The organism is Erwinia sp. E602 (assembly GCF_018141005.1).
In the GTDB taxonomy this organism is placed as follows: domain Bacteria; phylum Pseudomonadota; class Gammaproteobacteria; order Enterobacterales; family Enterobacteriaceae; genus Erwinia.
Window position 1 is genome coordinate 222,347 of sequence record NZ_CP046581.1, and the last position, 17,200, is coordinate 239,546.

13 protein-coding genes are annotated in these 17,200 nt (G+C 58.3%); 10 read left to right on the top strand and 3 right to left on the bottom strand.

What is annotated here, in order from left to right; all coding sequences use genetic code 11:
• The first annotated feature begins 71 nt into the window (after nt 1-71).
• Together GKQ23_RS00980 and GKQ23_RS00985 are read left to right on the top strand one after the other, a co-directional pair.
• A complete protein-coding gene (locus GKQ23_RS00980) occupies nt 72-1,112 on the top strand; it encodes an AAA family ATPase (protein WP_212408189.1) in 1,041 nt (346 codons plus the stop codon).
• Entirely contained in the window at nt 1,090-3,606 is a 2,517-nt protein-coding gene (locus tag GKQ23_RS00985) for a S8 family peptidase (protein ID WP_212408190.1), read from the top strand. Before GKQ23_RS00980 ends, GKQ23_RS00985 begins: the two co-directional genes overlap by 23 nt.
• 64 nt (nt 3,607-3,670) lie before the next feature.
• On the opposite strand, the gene GKQ23_RS00990 is transcribed toward GKQ23_RS00985, so the two are convergent.
• The gene (locus GKQ23_RS00990; protein ID WP_212408366.1) at nt 3,671-4,531 is read right to left on the bottom strand and encodes a LysR family transcriptional regulator; all 861 of its coding nucleotides are present in this window, start codon (nt 4,529-4,531) and stop codon (nt 3,671-3,673) included.
• Nucleotides 4,532-4,667: 136 nt separating this feature from the next.
• Between GKQ23_RS00990 and GKQ23_RS00995 the strand changes: the two genes are divergently transcribed.
• Nucleotides 4,668-6,050 (top strand): aldehyde dehydrogenase family protein, encoded by a 1,383-nt coding sequence (locus GKQ23_RS00995; protein ID WP_212408191.1) that lies wholly within the window; start codon nt 4,668-4,670, stop codon nt 6,048-6,050.
• Between the two features lie 183 nt (nt 6,051-6,233).
• On the opposite strand, the gene GKQ23_RS01000 is transcribed toward GKQ23_RS00995, so the two are convergent.
• A complete protein-coding gene (locus tag GKQ23_RS01000) occupies nt 6,234-7,274 on the bottom strand; it encodes an LLM class flavin-dependent oxidoreductase (protein WP_212408192.1) in 1,041 nt (346 codons plus the stop codon).
• A gap of 406 nt (nt 7,275-7,680) precedes the next feature.
• Between GKQ23_RS01000 and GKQ23_RS01005 the strand changes: the two genes are divergently transcribed.
• From GKQ23_RS01005 to GKQ23_RS01035, 7 genes are all read left to right on the top strand, one after another.
• Nucleotides 7,681-9,267 (top strand): ABC transporter substrate-binding protein, encoded by a 1,587-nt coding sequence (locus tag GKQ23_RS01005; protein WP_212408193.1) that lies wholly within the window; start codon nt 7,681-7,683, stop codon nt 9,265-9,267.
• A 65-nt stretch (nt 9,268-9,332) separates the two neighbouring features.
• Nucleotides 9,333-10,295, top strand: a complete 963-nt coding sequence (locus tag GKQ23_RS01010) for an ABC transporter permease (RefSeq protein WP_212408194.1) — start codon at nt 9,333-9,335, stop codon at nt 10,293-10,295.
• On the top strand, nt 10,292-11,185 hold the full coding sequence (locus GKQ23_RS01015) for an ABC transporter permease (protein ID WP_212408195.1): 894 nt from the start codon (nt 10,292-10,294) through the stop codon (nt 11,183-11,185). The genes GKQ23_RS01010 and GKQ23_RS01015 overlap by 4 nt, the downstream gene beginning before the upstream one ends.
• Before the next feature lie 22 nt (nt 11,186-11,207).
• Nucleotides 11,208-12,734, top strand: a complete 1,527-nt coding sequence (locus GKQ23_RS01020; RefSeq protein ID WP_212408196.1) for a Sapep family Mn(2+)-dependent dipeptidase — start codon at nt 11,208-11,210, stop codon at nt 12,732-12,734.
• Nucleotides 12,727-14,352, top strand: a complete 1,626-nt coding sequence (locus GKQ23_RS01025; RefSeq protein WP_212408197.1) for an ABC transporter ATP-binding protein — start codon at nt 12,727-12,729, stop codon at nt 14,350-14,352. Before GKQ23_RS01020 ends, GKQ23_RS01025 begins: the two co-directional genes overlap by 8 nt.
• A gap of 426 nt (nt 14,353-14,778) precedes the next feature.
• Nucleotides 14,779-15,540, top strand: a complete 762-nt coding sequence (locus tag GKQ23_RS01030) for an N-acetylmuramoyl-L-alanine amidase (protein ID WP_212408198.1) — start codon at nt 14,779-14,781, stop codon at nt 15,538-15,540.
• 247 nt (nt 15,541-15,787) lie between these two features.
• A complete protein-coding gene (locus tag GKQ23_RS01035) occupies nt 15,788-16,183 on the top strand; it encodes a hypothetical protein (RefSeq protein ID WP_212408199.1) in 396 nt (131 codons plus the stop codon).
• A gap of 118 nt (nt 16,184-16,301) precedes the next feature.
• Here GKQ23_RS01035 and GKQ23_RS01040 read toward each other — a convergent pair whose 3' ends face one another.
• Entirely contained in the window at nt 16,302-16,883 is a 582-nt protein-coding gene (locus tag GKQ23_RS01040) for a TetR/AcrR family transcriptional regulator (protein ID WP_101505079.1), read from the bottom strand.
• Nucleotides 16,884-17,200: the final 317 nt, after the last annotated feature.

Below are 17,200 nucleotides of genomic sequence, written 5' to 3' on the forward strand. Positions count from 1 at the left end.
AGGATCGGCTTCATTCTAAACTCTTAAAGGATGATATTTTTTCTCAGGCACCAGAACACAGGGTTACTAACGTGGCAAGCGCAGACCAACTTAAAGCACTGATTAAATCGCACATCAGTCGCGATGATGGACACTTCTATTCGGTGGCCATGCAAGTTGCTGCGCACGAAGCTAAACAAGGCCATGGCCGTTTAGCCGATGAGCTGGTGAGTATGCTCGACAAAGGTAAGGCAAAACTGGCCGGTGATAAAAACGGCAAGCTGGTGCCCTTTGCCAATGCAGCCAAATCGCGAACCGATCTTGGGAACCTGCTGAACGTAAGCGAGCCGGATTATCGCCTCTCAGATGTTGTGCTTGAAAAATCTGCGGAAGCACAGTTAAACCGCCTTGTTCGCGAACAGCGAATGATGGCGCGCATCCGTGAACACGGCCTTTCGCCGCGGCGTAAAGTTCTGCTGGTCGGCCCGCCGGGAACGGGAAAAACGCTTACCGCTTCCGCTCTGGCCGGTGAACTCGGTATCCCGTTGTTTCAGGTACGCTTCGATGCTCTCATCACCAAGTTTATGGGCGAAACCGCCGCCAAGCTTCGCCAGGTGTTCGACGCTATGGCGGATATTCGCGGGGTCTATTTTTTCGATGAATTCGATGCTATTGGCTCACAGCGCAGCCTGGCGAATGACGTTGGTGAAATTCGTCGAGTACTGAACAGCTTTCTGCAAATGATCGAGCAGGATAATTCTAATAGCGTGATTGTTGCCGCCACTAACCATCCGGAAATCCTTGATTACGCACTCTTCAGGCGATTTGATGATGTGATTGAATACCATTTGCCAACGCCGGAACAGGGAATGGATCTGCTTAGGGTAAGACTGGGTGCCTTTAGTCCAAAACCCTTCAGGAAGACTGGCCTGCCAGCCCTGCTCGATGGGCTGAACTATGCGGAAATTTGCCGGGCGGTGGATGAGTCGATCAAAGATGCGTTAATGAGCGACCGTACTACGGTTGATATCACTCTGCTCAGACATGCGCTGGAAGAGCGGCATCAGATTAGCCTAAAGCTTGCGAAAAATGGAAATAAGAATTTGAATCATGACGGAACCAGCCGCAAATAAACGACCGCATTTCATTCTCCCGAGTACTGCAAAGAACGAACCTTTTACCACTCCTCCTTCGGGTAGTAGTGGCTCTCCTCCATTGCCTGAGAGAGATCGTCAGCAGCACGGGCAAATGCTCAGTGGCCAGCTTAGGCAGGTAAGTGAGAAGGCGGAGCAGGCTCGGGATCAGCAGAGAGCAGCGGCATTGCAAAGCGGTATTGGTATACAGGTTGAGTTTGTTGGTCAGCCAGACGTTGCTCTGGCCTTTGAGAGCCTCAGCAACGAACGAAGTCGTGACCGCTCCAGGAACATTGAAGTACTGAGCCTGCACGTCAGTGAAGAAGATATTACCTCGGCAAACGTCTTCATCCCTGACGGTAAAATAAGCCACTTTGAGAAATACCTGAAAGCCTATCTGGAAGACAGGCGGAGCGTAAGTGGCGTTTCACTCGCACACAAGCCATTAATTAATACCCTCTCTGCTATCCGTCTCTCCACTATTCGCTCTCTCTGGACGGATGATGATGAGTTGTTGCCAACCGATCAGGAAGAATCGTTCTGGTGGGAAGTCTGGCTGCCGGTGCGTGGTAATCGTGACGCCGTACTCGCCGATTTTCGCACAATAATCTCAACGACAGGCTGTAAGGCCAGCGGGCATGCCGTTACTTTCCCGGAGCGAACGGTTACCTGGATGTTTGGTTCGCAGCGTGAGTTTTCCCGTTCAGGACTGCTTCTCAACTGCGTGGCAGAGCTGCGCCGGGCAAAAGAGACAGCAGAGTTCTTCACACGTGAATCCCTAAATGAGCAGAGCTTGTGGGCTGAAGAAATGCTGGGACGCCTGTGCGTGCCAGATGAGGGGGAGGCCATCCCTTATGTTTGCCTGCTCGATTCGGGCCTAAATCGTGCCCATCCTCTGATTTCCCCGTTGGTGCATGAAGATGACGTTTATACCGTTAACGAGGCCTGGGGAACCGACGATCGCGTCAGTCACGGCACCGGACTTGCCGGGCTGGCACTGTATGGCGACATGTTTGACGTACTCGTTTCTCCGGGCGAACTCGGTATTAGCCATCGACTGGAGTCTGTGAAGCTTTACTCAGCGTCTGAAGAACAAAATGGTGACGCCCACGATCACGCTTATCTGTTCAGCATGGCCGTAACGCGTCCGGAGATTCGTTTTGCAGAGAGAAGGCGGGTATTCAGCTCGGCAGTAACGGCCACAGATTATCGCGATTTTGGTAAACCTTCATCGTGGTCTGCAATGGTGGATTCCCTGGCTGCTGACTCAGGAGCGGAACCTGCTTTTCCGCGGCTGTTTGTCCTGTCTGCCGGTAACATCTTCGATTCTGACCACTGGCAAAGATACCCGGACAGCCTTTCAGTAAATCGTATCCACGATCCGGCGCAGGCGTGGAATGCTCTGACGGTGGGGGCCAGCACCAGAAAAACCTCGCTGGATGAACCCGGATTTAACGTGCTGGCAGCTGAAGGTGGGCTTAGTCCGTTCACCTCAACTTCATCTGGCTGGGACAACGTCTGGCCGCTTAAGCCGGATGTTGTATTTGAAGGCGGTAATGCTGGTACTGATGGCACAATGTCCGATAACTTCGAAAGCCTGGAGCTATTGACGGTAAACGCCCGGTTTCACCGGAATTTATTTACCACTATCAATGCCACCAGTGCGGCTTCTGCCCTGGCTGCCAGCATGGCCGCGAAGCTGATGGCTCATTTTCCGGACCTTCGTCCTGAAACCGTCCGCGGGTTAATGACGCATTCAGCTCGCTGGACGCCGAAAATGCTGGATATGTATCCGCCGAACAATCAGACCGGGTATGCAAGGCTCATCAGACACTGCGGTTGGGGTATACCCGACCAAAATCTAGCTATGTGGAGCGTCAACAACAGCCTGTCCCTGATTGAAGAAAGCAGCCTGCGGCCCTATCACAGAACCCGTGAGGGTATTAAAACCCATCAAATGAACGTTCATGCACTTCCCTGGCCTGTCCAGGAGTTGCTTGAGCTTCGTGATACGCCTGTTGAAATGAGGGTGACGCTTTCTTATTTCATTGAGCCCAACCCATCGGCACGAGGGTCTGTGTCAAAATTCTATTACCCTTCGCATCGTTTGCGTTTCGCGATGAAGCGCCCTACAGAACAGTTCGATGATTTCAGAGCACGTATTAATGCTGCCGCCCAGGTTGTGGGCGAAGAGGCAATGGCTTCAGGTAATGATAAAAACTGGCTGCTGGGTAAGACTCAGCGCCATAAGGGCTCGCTCCATCAGGACATCTGGCAGGGCACCGCCGCTGAATTGGCTAACTGTGGCTTTCTGGCCGTATTTCCGGGGCAGGGATGGTGGAGAACCCGTCAGGCGCTTGAAAAATATGATTCGGAAGCGAGATACAGCCTGATTGTATCCATCCATGTGCCGGGCACTGAAGTAGACCTTCTGACCCCTGTTCAATCTCAAATTGATGCGCTAATCGCAAACCCTGTTGCAATACCGATCTGATCTTCAGCATCCTGAAGAGAATCCCTGTGGTTCCTCAGATCTTTTGCCCCACCAGCCTCGCTGCTTAAACAAGCGGTTCGAACATCTCCGTCATCGCCCGCCGGTTAGCCGATTGGCTGTCCTTCAGCCACACCAGCCAGATTTCGGCGGCACCCTGACCGTCAGCCAGTGGCCAGGCGCGCACGCTGTCGCGCCCCGGCATGCTCGCCAGCATGCTGGCCGGCACCAGCGCCAGCCCGGCACCGGCGCTGACGCAGGCGACGATGCCGTGATAGGACTCCATCTCAAAAATTTTACCCGGCACCGCGCCGTCGCGGGCAAACCAGTTCTCAAAGCGCCGTCGATAGGAGCAGTTGGCGCGAAAGGCGTAGACAGTCGCGCCGGAGATGCTGGCGGCGTCCGGCACCGGCGGGTGATGGAGCGCCGAGATCAGCACCAGCTCTTCGGCAAACACCGCCACCCCCTCAAGCTGCGGATGCCTGGGCGGGCCGTCAACAAAGGCGGCGCTGTAGCGGCCGCTCAGCACGCCGTCAATCATCGCCCCGGACGGGCCGGTGGTCAGGTCCAGCTCTACCTGCGGCCAGCGCTGATGATAGCGCGAAATCAGCGGCGGCAGGCGCACGGCGGCGGTGCTCTCAATCGACCCCAGCGTAAAAATGCCGCCCGGCTGCTGGCCGGAAACGCAGGCGCGCGCCTCGTCCGCCAGCGCCTGCAGCCGCCTTGCGTAGTCGAGCAGCGTGCGGCCGCTGTCGGTTATATGCAGCCGCAGCTTCTCGCGGCGAAACAGTTCGCAGCCCAGCTCCTCTTCCAGCTGGCGCAGGCGGGTGGAGACGTTCGACGGCACGCGGTGCAGCTTCCCGGCGGCGGCGGTAATGCTGCCCTCTTCGGCCACGGTGCGAAATACCTCCAGCTGGGTCAGATCCATCATCTTTCTCTTTTCAGTACGGTTATTTTCTTAATTATTCATTTTTCATGAAGGTATCGCAAGCCTATGATAAGTCCATTCGAAGCTGGCGCTGGCTGCCATACTTCACAGTCAACTCTGATAAAAGGTGCCAATCATGACCCAGACAACCGTCGCCGTATCCCGTAACCCCGCAACCGGTGAAGAGCTGGCGCGCTATCCGTTTGCCAGCCAGGCCGACGTGGACGCCGCGCTGGCGCAGACGGATGCTGCCTTTAAGGCCTGGCGCAGCCGTCCGGTAGCCGATCGCGCGCAGCTGCTGCGCACCATGGCCGGGGCGATCCGTCAGCACGCCCGGCCGCTGGCGGAGATGATGACCGCCGAGATGGGCAAGCCGATCGACCAGGGGCTGGCTGAAGTGGAGAAGAGCGCGAAGCTGTGCGACTGGTACGCCGAGCACGGCCCGGCCTATATCGCGCGCGAACCGACGCTGGTGGAAGGTAACAAAGCCTTTGTTGACTACCTGCCGCTGGGCCCGGTGCTGTCGGTGATGCCGTGGAACTTCCCGATCTGGCAGGTACTGCGCGGCGCGGTGCCGATCCTGCTCGGAGGCAACAGCTACCTGCTGAAGCCGGCCCCTAACGTTATCGGCTGCGCGCTGCTGCTGCAGCAGGTGCTGCAGGATGCCGGCGTGCCGGTCGGTCTGTTTTCGGTGATCAACGCCGGTAACGACGGCGTGGCGCAGGCGATCCGCGACCCGCGCATCAAAGCGGTCACCGTCACCGGCAGCGTGCGCGCCGGTTCGGCGATTGCCGCGCTGGCCGGTGCCGCCATCAAAAAATGCGTGCTGGAGCTGGGCGGTTCGGACGCCTTTATCGTGCTGGCGGATGCGGACATTGATGCTGCGGTAAAAGGCGCCATCACCGGGCGCTTCCAGAACAGCGGCCAGATCTGTATCGCCGCCAAGCGCATTATCGTGCAGGAATCGGTGTATGACACCTTCCGCGACAAGTTTGTCAGCGCGGTTGAGGCAATGAAAATTGGCGACCCGCGTGAAAGCGGCGTCTGGATCGGCCCGATGGCGCGTTACGATCTGCGCGACGAGCTGGACGGTCAGGTACAGGCGACCCTGCGCGAAGGCGCTGAACTGCTGCTGGGCGGCAAGCCGCTGCCGGGCGTGGGTAACTGGTATGCGCCAACGGTGCTGGCTAACGTCACGCCGGCGATGACCAGCTTTAAGCAGGAGCTGTTTGGCCCGGTCGCCTCGCTGGTGGTGGCAAAAGATGCCGATCACGCCATTGAGCTGGCTAACGACTCCGAATTTGGCCTGGGCGGCAGCCTGTGGAGCCGCGATCTGGAGAAAGCGCAGCAGCTGGCGTCGCGCGTGGAGACCGGCGGCATGTTTATCAACAGCCCGAGCTTCTCCGACCCACGCGTGCCGATCGGCGGAGTAAAAAACAGCGGCTTTGGCCGCGAGCTGTCGCACTTTGGCCTGCGTGAGTTTACCAATCCGCAGACGGTGTGGATTGAACAACCTTAAAATCCCGGCCCCGTCACCCGACGGGGCTGATTTTTATCCTGCGATGGCCGGTATCCGCTCACTTAAGCCAGCGGTCATTTCGCGTGCCTGAGGCATACGGACACGCTGATGCTTACTCTTTCCCGTTTTCGCCTTAACTGAGCCAGCAAAGCCTGCAAGCGTTTTAACCGTCTGGCCCGTGACTCATGCAATGCGTGGTAGCGACGTCCCCTGCGACCAGCCCAGTTCTGGCGCGATCAGCGTCGCAAAGTCGGTGAGGATCTGCCGGTACTCCGCCGCGCTGAACTCATACGGCAGCTCCAGCCGCAGCTCGTCCACCTGATGCAGCACCGGATCGTTCACCAGCCGTTCGATAATCTCCTCTGCGCTACCGACGATATCCTTTGAGAACAGCGTGCGGCGTTCGCCCTGCGGGGCGAGCGTCCGCGCGTGGCGGCTGGCGGCAAACCCGGCGTAACGGCGGCGGCTGGCCTCGCTGGCACCGTCGGTAGGGACGATCACCCGTCCTGCCGCGATGCGCGGCGGGCGTGCGCCGGCGGGCAGGTTCTCGCGGTAGGCCTTGAGCTGCGCCAGCTGCGCGGTGTGGTAGTCATCGGTATTTTCACCGGAGGTGAGGTTGCCGATCAGCAGGTTAAAGCCGTTGGCCGCCGCCCAGCTGACCGAACGCAGCGAGCCGCCGCCGTACCACAGCCTGTCCGCCAGCCCCGGCGACTGCGGGTGCAGGCGCGGACGCTGCTGGTTGCCCGGTGAAACGATAGTTTCCCCCTCCGGGCCGAGATAGTGGCCGCGCAGATTGTCCTGCAGCTGCTTAACGCGACCATACGAATAGTCCTGCTGCTGCCAGTCATCAAAGAACACCGACGGCCCGATCAGCTCCAGATGGTTAGGCTTACCGGCGCTCAGGCCGGCGTTCAGCCGCCCGCCGGAGAGGACGTCAACGGTCAGCAGATCTTCCGCCAGCCGGAACGGATTCTCATAGCCCATCTGGATCACCGCGGTACCCAGTTCTATGCGCCGGGTGCGCTGGCTGGCGGCGGCGAGGAAGGTGCTGGCCGACGACACGCCGTGCTCAAGGTGGCGCTGGCGCACCCAGGCCCCGTTAAACCCGAGCGCCTCGCCCAGTTCGAACAGCTGCAGCGTCTCCTCCAGCCCCTGCAGCGGCGTTTCATCCGGGTAATTGCCGGGGGTGAGAAATGCGATATGTGAAATTGCCAGTTTTGCCATAAAAGTACCCACGCAGTCCTTGTATTCGCCTGTGCTCCACCGGGCCGGGAGCGACCTGCGATGGAGTGTGTCCTGACCGTCATCGCAGGGGAAATAAGCAATCCGGCAGTCGATATGCAAAAAATGACAACCGCCTCCTGACCGGTGACGCCCCCTGAACCGATACGCGGCAGTTACCCGCCAGAGCTGCGGTGCGGGTTATTCAGGTTTGGTGGCCACTGCCGGTTACATCATTCACGTGAAATTACCGGCAATTGTTTTGCGCTTTAAGCATTTGTCACTCCCTCCCGCTTCAATTATTGTGCGGCCTTACCTCTTTTTTCTGAGTTAATTCCTCGGGCAGCCAGAGAAATTTGCGCCTGCTGGCTCATGCGCAACTGTATACTAAAGATAATCGGGAGTAGGGATGAAAGCGTTAATTAAGGCTGCCGCGCTGGCGGTATTTGGCATAAGTGCCATCACCGTTGCGGCGGCGGAGGATAACAGCGTATTACGTTACGCCATCTGGAGTAATCCCAACGGTACGTTTCATCCCACGCTCTATTTTTCTAATTATGACCGCGCCGTCATTTTCACCGTATACAGCCGCCTGTTTATCCTGGATCCGCAGCAGAAGCCGGTGCCGTCGCTGGTGGAAAAATATGATTATTCTGCCGACGGTAAAACGCTGACCCTGCATCTGCGCCCTGGCGTCAAATGGCACGACGGCCAGCCGCTGACCGCCGAAGACGTCGCCTTTACCTACGCCAGCGAAGCCTCGCCGGACTTTCCGCGCGATCGCCCGGATTTTGTTAAGCGCCTGGCAGGGTTTGACGACGTTGATAGCGGTAAAGCGCAGGCGCCGTCCGGGATTAAGGTGATCGATCCGCTAACCGTCAGCTTCACCTTTACCGCCCCTTACTCCGGTGCGCTGGCACACTTTGCCGATAAGCCGGTGCTGGCAAAACATATCTGGCAGAAGGTGCCGGTTAAAGAGTGGAACAAAGCCAGCCAGCTGCTGCGCCATCCGGTCGGCAGCGGGCCTTATAAATTCGTTGAATTTATCTCCGATCGGTACGTTAAGCTGGAGCGTAATGACGACTACTTTGGCGACAAAGCCAGAGTGAAGACGCTGATTTTCAAAGTATCCAGCGCGCAGACGGTGCAGAATGAAATCATCAACGGCGATATCGATATCGCCGAGCTCTCCAGCTGGAATCCGCGCGATCTGGCCGCTTACCAGAAGGCCGGCATCCGCGTCGAGGAGCAGCGCGGCACCACCGCCCAGTATCTGTCGCTGGACACCACTAACGGCAAGCTGCAGGACCGCCGTGTGCGCCAGGCGCTGGCGTATGGCATTAACCGCCAGGCGATCGTCGACAAGCTGCTGGCCGGTCACGGTCAGGTGTTTAACACCAAAGAGAGTCCGCAGAGCCCGTTCTATCCGTCAGTCTTGAACCCGTATGCCTACGACCCGCAAAAAGCAAAAGCGCTGCTGAAAGAGGCGGGCTGGGTGGACAGCAACGGGGATGGCATCGTCGAAAAAGACGGTAAGCCGTTTACCCTGACTATCGATTACCCGACCGGCAACCGCACCCGCGAACTCACGGCACCGATTATTCAGCAGAACCTGAAGGCGGCAGGCATTAACGTGGTGCTGAACGCCGCAGACTTTAACGCCACCCTGTCGATCCTGCAGGACGGCCAGCGGAAATACGACGGCCTGCTGATGGGGGGGACGTTCCGTCCTGGCGTTTACGATAATAATTTCTGGTGGGAACGGTTTAAATCACCGCAGCTGGATAAGTTCGCGGATGAATTTAATTCGACCATCGACCCGGCTGCGTTAAAAACCAGCGTTGGCGGCTGGCTGCGGGACATTAATACCGAAGTGCCGCACGTCTGGCTTTATATTCCCAACGAGGGCTACGTGCTGAGTAAACGGGTGACGCATTATCACTCCTGGGCTTATGAACCTTTTGCTGACGTCAGCAGCTGGACGGTTCAACCTTAAGCCTGTGCACTTCCCGCGCTGACGGGCGGGAAGCGGTTATTTATTTTCGGAATACGGAACCTGCGATGCTGCGTTATCTCTTCCACCGGTTGCTGATCTCGGTGCCGGTGCTGGTCGGTATTTCCCTGATCGTCTTTTTCCTGATCAAACTGCAGCCCGGTGACCCGCTGGCCGGCATGATTTCGCCGGAAACCACGCCGCAGCAGAAAGAGGAGATGATGCGCGCGGCGGGCTACCGCGATCCGCTGTGGCAGCAGTACGGCCGCTGGGCGCTGCAGGTGCTGCAGGGCGACCTCGGCCACTCGACGCAGAACGGCGTGGCGGTACTGACGCTGATCGCGGAACGGCTGAGCAACACCTTTCTGCTGGCCGGCGGCTCGCTGATGATCGCCCTGCTGAATGCCTGGCCGCTCGGGGTGTGGATCGGCCTTGCGCGCGGCGGTAAAACCGACCGGCTGGTGGCGCTGTACTACTTTATTACCGTCTCGATCCCGGTGTTCTTCACCGCCATTCTGCTGGTCAAGCTGTTCGCCATGAACCTGCGCTGGCTGCCGGTTTCCGGTGCCACCACGCTGGGCGTCACCCTGACCGGCACTGACCATCTGCTGGACGTGCTGCGTCACCTGCTGCTGCCGGCCGCCGCGCTGGCGGTGGCGAACATCGCCATCTTCAGCCGCTATCTGCGTGCGGCGATTGACGACATGATCCGCCAGCCTTTTGTCCGCGCGCTGTTTGCCCGCGGGCTGCCGCTGCGGCGGGTGATTTTTCCGCATCTGATTAAAAACACCGCCCGGCCGCTGATCACCCTGTTCTGCCTGGAGCTGCCCGCGCTGCTCTCCTCAACGCTGCTGACCGAAATCATCTTTAACTGGCCGGGCGTCGGGCGGCTCAGTTTTGATGCCATCCAGGCGCGGGATTATCCGCTGCTGATGGGCATCGTGCTGTTTCTGGCCGTGGTCACGCTGCTGATTAATCTGCTGGCCGATATTCTCTACGCCGCGGTTGACCCGCGCATAAGGATCCGATGAGCGCTGAAACTGACTACGCTGCGCCGGTGGGGCGGGCATCACGCCCCGCGTTGCTGCGCGACGGCTTTTTTCTCAGCGGGGCGGCGATCCTGCTGCTGCTGGTTGCTCTGTCGTTGCTGGCGCCATGGATGACGGGGCACAGCCCGGATGAAGCCGACCTGTTTGCCATTGAATCACCGCCTGATGCGGTCTACTGGCTGGGCACTGACGAGATTGGCCGCGATGTGCTGGCCCGGTTGCTGTACGGCGGCCAGGTGTCGATCTTTGTGGCGCTGGCGGCGGTGCTGTTTCAGGGGGCGATTGGCATCACGCTGGGCAGCCTGGCCGGGTACTGCGGCGGTCGGGTGGACGGCGTGATTATGCGGCTGATCGATATCGTGATGTGTTTCCCGTTTTACGCCATGGCCATCACCCTGGCGGCGATTCTGGGCGCCAGCCTGTGGAACGTGATTTTTATTATCGGCATCCTGCACTGGACCGGGCTGGCGCGGCTGGTGCGTGCCGAACTGCTGGCGCTGCGCGAAAGCGGTTATGTGCTGGCAGCGAAAGCGATCGGCGTGGGGGGGCTGACCATTATCCTCCGCCATCTGCTGAGAAATGCCTGTGCGCCGGTACTGATCAACCTGACGCTGGCGGTGGCCAACGCCATTCTCGCCGAAGCGGCGCTGAGCTTTATTGGCCTTGGCGTCAGACAGCCGCAGCCGTCATGGGGCAATATGCTCTCTGCCGCGCAGAGCCTGCGGGTGATCGACGGCGAATGGTGGCTGTGGGTGCCGCCGGGGCTGGCCATCGTGCTGATGGTCCTCAGTATTAATCTGATTGGCGAGGGTGTTGGCCGGGTGCTTAACCCGCGTCCGGCCGCCCCCGTCCGCGATATCGCATTGCGATAAACCTCAAAAACCGGAGTCTGCTATGAGCCATATTACCGATCCTGACCTGAGCGAAGACGAAATCCGCCTGGCGGCACAACTGGACAGCTGGTTTGACGCCCACCGCGAAGAGTTTGTGCAGGACCTGCTGCAGTGGGTCGCCCACCCGAGCATTGCTGATGAGAAACTGGCGCAGCCAGGCAAACCCTTTGGTGCCGCAGTGGATGAGGTGTTTCACCATGTGCTGGCACGGGCGCAGGCGCTGGGTTTCAGCACTGAAAACCATGACGGCTATGCGATATCGATCTACGCCGACGATCGCGAAGGTGTCCCGGAGATCGGTCTGGTCTCCCATCTCGACGTGGTGCCGCCGGGGGATAACTGGCAGTACGCGCCATTCGAACCCTTTGAGAAGGAGGGTTTTGTGATTGGCCGTGGCGCGTCAGATAACAAAGGCCCGGCGCTGGTTGATCTCTACCTGTTGCGCGCGTTCCGCGACCTCGGGATTACCCTCAGTCACAAACTGCGCATTATCTACGGCGGAGCGGAAGAGATCGGCATGAATGATATCCGTTACCTGGCGCAGCACGGCACGTTGCCGCGCTTCTCGCTGATTACCGATGGCGGCTTCCCGGTTAACTATGCGCAGAAAGGCGGGCTGAACCTGGCGCTGCAAATTCCGGCCGGGCCGTTACTGACGGGGTTGCGCGCAGGGGTGGCAGAAAATGCCGTCCCTTCCAGCGCTGCGCTGCGCTTCCCGGTTGCACAGCGCGCGCAGGTGAGCGCCGCGCTGGCGACGCTTGGCGAGGCGCAGCGTGCGGTGCTGACGCTGGAGGAGGCTGAAGGCGGGCTGCGGCTGGTGGCGCAGGGCAAATCCGGTCATGCCGCCTTCCCGGAGGGCACGCAGAATGCGATTCCGCTGCTGCTGGACGCGCTGCTTGCCGCCGGGCTGCTGGATGACCCTGCCGACCTGCGCGCGGCGCAGCTGGTCAGCAAGCTGCTGGCCGACCCGTGGGGAGAGGGCGCGGGGATCGCCGCCGAAGACGCTGCCACCGGTAAACTGACCCTTAATGGCGGGCTGGCGATCCCGGCGGAGGGCGGGTTTGAGCTCTGGCTGGATATCCGCTACCCGCTGGCGGCCGACTCCGCCGCGCTGCAGGCCAGCCTGCGCACGGCAGTGGAAGCCACTGGCGGTTCGCTGCGCGTGCTGCGTGACGATGCGCCGATGCATATCGACAAAAACAGCCCGCTGGTACAGCAGCTGCTGCACACCTACGACGCGGTAGCGCAAACCCGCTCTGAACCCTTCTCAATGGGCGGCGCCACCCACGCCCGCGTGCTGCCCAACTCGATCACCTTTGGGCCGGGCTTCAGCCGCCACGCTGGCGGCACGTTTAAAGGACAGGCTACCGACCTGCGCCCGGACTTTATCCGCGCCGGGCATGGCTCCCCGCACGGCCCGGACGAATTTGTGGTGCTCGATAACCTGAAACGCGGCTTCGGCGTCTACGGCATCACGCTGCCGCGGCTGGATCGCTGGCTGCAGGACGGGCTGGCCGGTGATGTCTGATCCGCAGCCCCTGCTCAGCGTTGAACGTCTGAGCATTATCTATCAGGGCGATCGGGGGCGGGTCAGGGCGGTGGATGACGTCAGCTTTGATCTTGCGGCCGGGGAAATTCTGGCGCTGATCGGCGAATCCGGTGCCGGTAAATCGGCGGTGGCCCAGGCGATCCCCGGCCTGCTGCCGGCCAGCGCACGCGTCAGCGGCAGCCTGCGGCTGAACGGCCGCCAGCTGTTAAGCCTTGGCCGCGCCGGGCGCACCGCGCTGCGCGGCCGTGAGGTGGCGATGGTGTTTCAGGACCCGGCGGCGGCGCTCGATCCGGTTTTCACCATCGGCAGCCAGCTGGATGAGGTGCTGGCGGCGGCGCAGCCCGCGCTCAGCCGCGCTCAGCGCCGTCAGCAGGCGCTTGTGCTGCTGGAACAGGTGAATATTCCTGATGCGCAGCAGCGGCTGCAGCACTACCCCCATCAGTTTTCCGGCGGCCAGTTACAGCGCATTATGATCGCCATCGCGCTTGCCGGCAGGCCAGCGGTGCTGATCGCCGATGAACCGACCACCGCGCTGGACGTCACCACCCAGCGCGAAATCCTCGATCTGCTGCACCGTCTGAACCGGCAGTACCGCATGGCGATTCTGCTGATCACGCACGACCTTGGCGTGGTCGCCGATATTGCGCAGCGGGTGGTGGTAATGCGTGCGGGAAGGGTGGTGGAAACGCGGCCGGTGGACGCGCTGTTTGCCGCCCCCGAACAGCCTTATACGCGCCAGCTGCTGGCGGCGCAGCCGGGCAGTGACGGGCCGGACGCACGCGCGGCGCTGACTGATGCGGTCCCGCTGCTTGAGGTGAGGGATCTGACGATCGCCTGGCGTGAAGGTTTCGGCCGCCGCCGGGAGGTGGTGCACGGTGTCTCCTTTTCACTGCATAAAGGCGAATTCCTCGGGCTGCTGGGCGAGTCCGGTTCCGGAAAAACAACGATTGGCCGCACGCTGCTGGGCACCGCCACGGCAGAGAGTGGCAGTATCCGCTTTAACGGTGAGCCGCTTACCGGGAGACGCAGCGACCCCCGCGACAGGATTGGCGCGGTATTCCAGAACCCGCTGAGTTCGCTTAACCCGCGCCTGACGCTCGCCCAGTCAATTGCCGAGCCGCTTACCACCCACCGTTCGCTGAGCGCGCGGGAGGTCGCGCAGCGGGTGGCCACGCTGCTGGATCAGGTCGGGCTTCCTGCCGGATGGCAGCAGCGCTATCCGCACGAGATCTCCGGCGGTCAGTGCCAGCGGGTGGCCATCGCCCGTGCGCTGGCGCTGAAGCCACAACTGCTGATTGCCGATGAACCGACCTCGGCGCTGGACGTCTCCATCCAGCAAAGCATCCTGCAGCTGTTGCGCGATCTGCGCGACGAGTACCACTTTGCCTGCCTGTTTATCAGCCACGATCTCGGCGTGATTCACAGCCTGTGTCATTCCGTGATGGTGCTGAAGCAGGGGCGGATAGTGGAGCAGGGCAGTACCGGGACGATCTTCAGCCAGCCGCAGCACGACTACACCCGCAGCCTGATCGCCAGCATTCCACGGCCTGACCCGGCGTATCAGCGGGGGCGGCGGGCGGAAAGAGAACAGCAGTGAGGTTCCTGAAAGAAATTAGGCGCAGGTCTGAAAATTCTGAATCCTGCGTCTGGAATAAAGTAAAAATTTAAAAAAGAGAGCGTTTAACCTGTTGATGGCCTGATATTTAACCGATGAGTTTTTTGTGTTGTTTTAAAACGATAGTCTTTCATTTTAATGTTTTCCAGCTAACCACTCAGACTATTCCATGGATCATATGGATGCCGTTAATCAAATTGCCGGCGTTGTTACCTGCAGCACTGACCCGGTTAAACTGTTTGTTGACCATATGGCGCGTCTGAAATCAAAAGGGCTATAAAGTATGGCAGCGGTCCGATCGCCAGTATTTTACGTTACGTCATGATACATAAATTAAAACATTGTGTGTTGTAACGCATAAACTTAACGAGCAGGATAAAAAAGCATTAACTCAACAAGGAGTAAGTTATGTATACCATTGACTACAATAGTTATCGCTCAATAGCCGGCTTTAACCGTCGGGTGCGTTTTCTGGTGCTGCACTATACGGCGGAAAACTTTCGCGATTCCGTCACCAGCCTGACGGGTAAGGCAACCAGCGTGCACTATCTGATCCCCGATCCCTCGGAAGCGACCTGGATCGCTGCCGGTTATAAAACGCTGAAGATTTTCAATCTGGTCGATGAGAACGAACGGGCATGGCACGCCGGGGTCAGCAGCTGGGCGGGGCGCAGCAACCTTAACGACACCTCAATTGGTATTGAGATTGTCAATCTGGCAACGGAAAATAACGGCGTGTTCACTTTCCCGCCTTACAATCCGCAGCAGATTGAGGCGGTGAAACAGCTGGCGCTCAATATTATCCAGCGTTATCCGGATCTGTCGCCGGTAAACGTGGTCGGCCACAGCGATATCGCACCCGGCAGAAAGAGCGATCCGGGGGCGCTGTTTCCGTGGAAAGCGCTTTATGATGCCGGGGTCGGGGCATGGTACGATGATGCCACGAAACAGAAGTATCAGACGCAGTTCTGCAATACGCTGCCTCAGCAGGCAGATATTATCGCAAAGCTGCAGAAATATGGATATGACACCTCCGGCGCAACCACACCGGCGGGTTATCAGAACCTGATCCGGGCGTTTCAGCTGCATTTCCGGCCATCGAACTACTGCGGCTGTATGGATGGGGAAACCACCGCGATTCTCTGGGCTTTAGTGGAAAAGTACTTTTAATTTATCAAGGTGGCAGAGGGTTGATTCGACATCTGACTCTCTTCATCCAAAATATTCTGAACCTGCAGTACAGGTTTTTCTGAGGGAATTTCCATATCGCGCTATCAGCACGGCAGCGATATGGGAATTCATGTGAAATAATTTTTTTCTCCGGTGATGCGCAAAGACACATATTGTATTGAAAAAGCGTGCTGCTGTTGATACGTTTTTTGCAGTCCTGAATGATTTATGATTCTCCGGAGGGGCTATGAGCAATCCAGCACTTTTTCTCCTGATAGCGATCTTTCTGTACGTGAAATGTTTTGCGGCGAACATGGAAAGTGACCTGAGCAAAGTCAGTGTTTTCTCAATGGGCCATAACGGATTTTATCCGAAAATTATGCCACAGCAAAAACTATACGAAGAAGCACTTTCCAGCGAAAACGCAGTCGGCATCTTTGAAACTATCCTCTCCGATCGTGCAGCTACCCCGGAGAGTAAGATGTACGCACTCTGTGGCTTACGCCATAAAGGGGTACTTCTCCGGGATGACGATCTTAAGAAATTTGATAAATTAGACGTTAATGTACTGAAAGCAGATGTCATTACTAAATGGAAGTTTAACGCTTTGCGTGAAAGCGTTAATAAAAATGGCTGCGGTTAACCGGGAAGGAATAATAAAAAAATCTTCGTTCAGACAGGATCACAGAAATACCCGGTGATATCAAATGGGAAGGTGGTCGGGAATCCGGCAACTTTTCCCACCCCGAACGGGAGTCGCCTCAGAAGGTCAGCCCGCCATAAAGAAATTTTCCGCGTTCCTGTGCAATCGCCGCCAGCGCCGCTTCTGCCGGATCTTCCAGCAGCGTCTGGATCAGCACGCCAAGATAGCAGGCGGCCAGCACCGCGGTAGAGATGTCCGTGCTGAAAAATCCACGCTCCTGCTCCAGCCGCATATTGCGTGAAATCCACTTCAGCAGGTTATTGCGGGTAGCCTCCCCCTGCGGCTGCTGGAACAGGCTGATGCGGGTCAGGTGGCGGTGGGTGGTGAAGAACTCCAGATAGCGATGAAAGCTGTTGATGATGTTTTTTTGCACGTCCTCCTTTGGCAGCGACGCGTCAATCAGCATGGAGACCACCAGCTCCTCCAGTTCAGCGTCAAAGCGCGAAACCAGTTCCTGATAAATCACCTCTTTGGTGCTGAAATAACTGTAAAAACTGGGCTGTGTTACGCCAGCGGCCTTCACGATGTCGCTGATGCGGGTGCCGTGGAAGCTGTGTTCGGCAAACAGCTCTGCCGCTACGGTAAGCAGCCGTTCACGGGTGCGTTCGCCTTTGGTTTCGCGGCGGTTTTTTTTCATCATTATTTCTACATTCAGCCAGTTATCAGTGCGCAGACTATCTTTCGTCGCGGCCTGAACACGGCCACAGGCAGGATCAACCGCGCGACGTCACGCCTTTTTGCAGGGAAAATTGCGCGTAAAGTTACTTTACAGTAATCATTTTAAGCGGCTGTGATCGCTATCGTATACAGAAAAATCAGCGCAGGGAATTTCCTCAGTACGCAGAGCTTCAGGAAGCCGTAACCGGACGCTGGCGGCGGGCCTGCTGTAAAAGTACATCATCAGTATCCGCTATCCGGCCTGCAAAGATTCAGCTCACGCAGTCCGCTGCAACATGC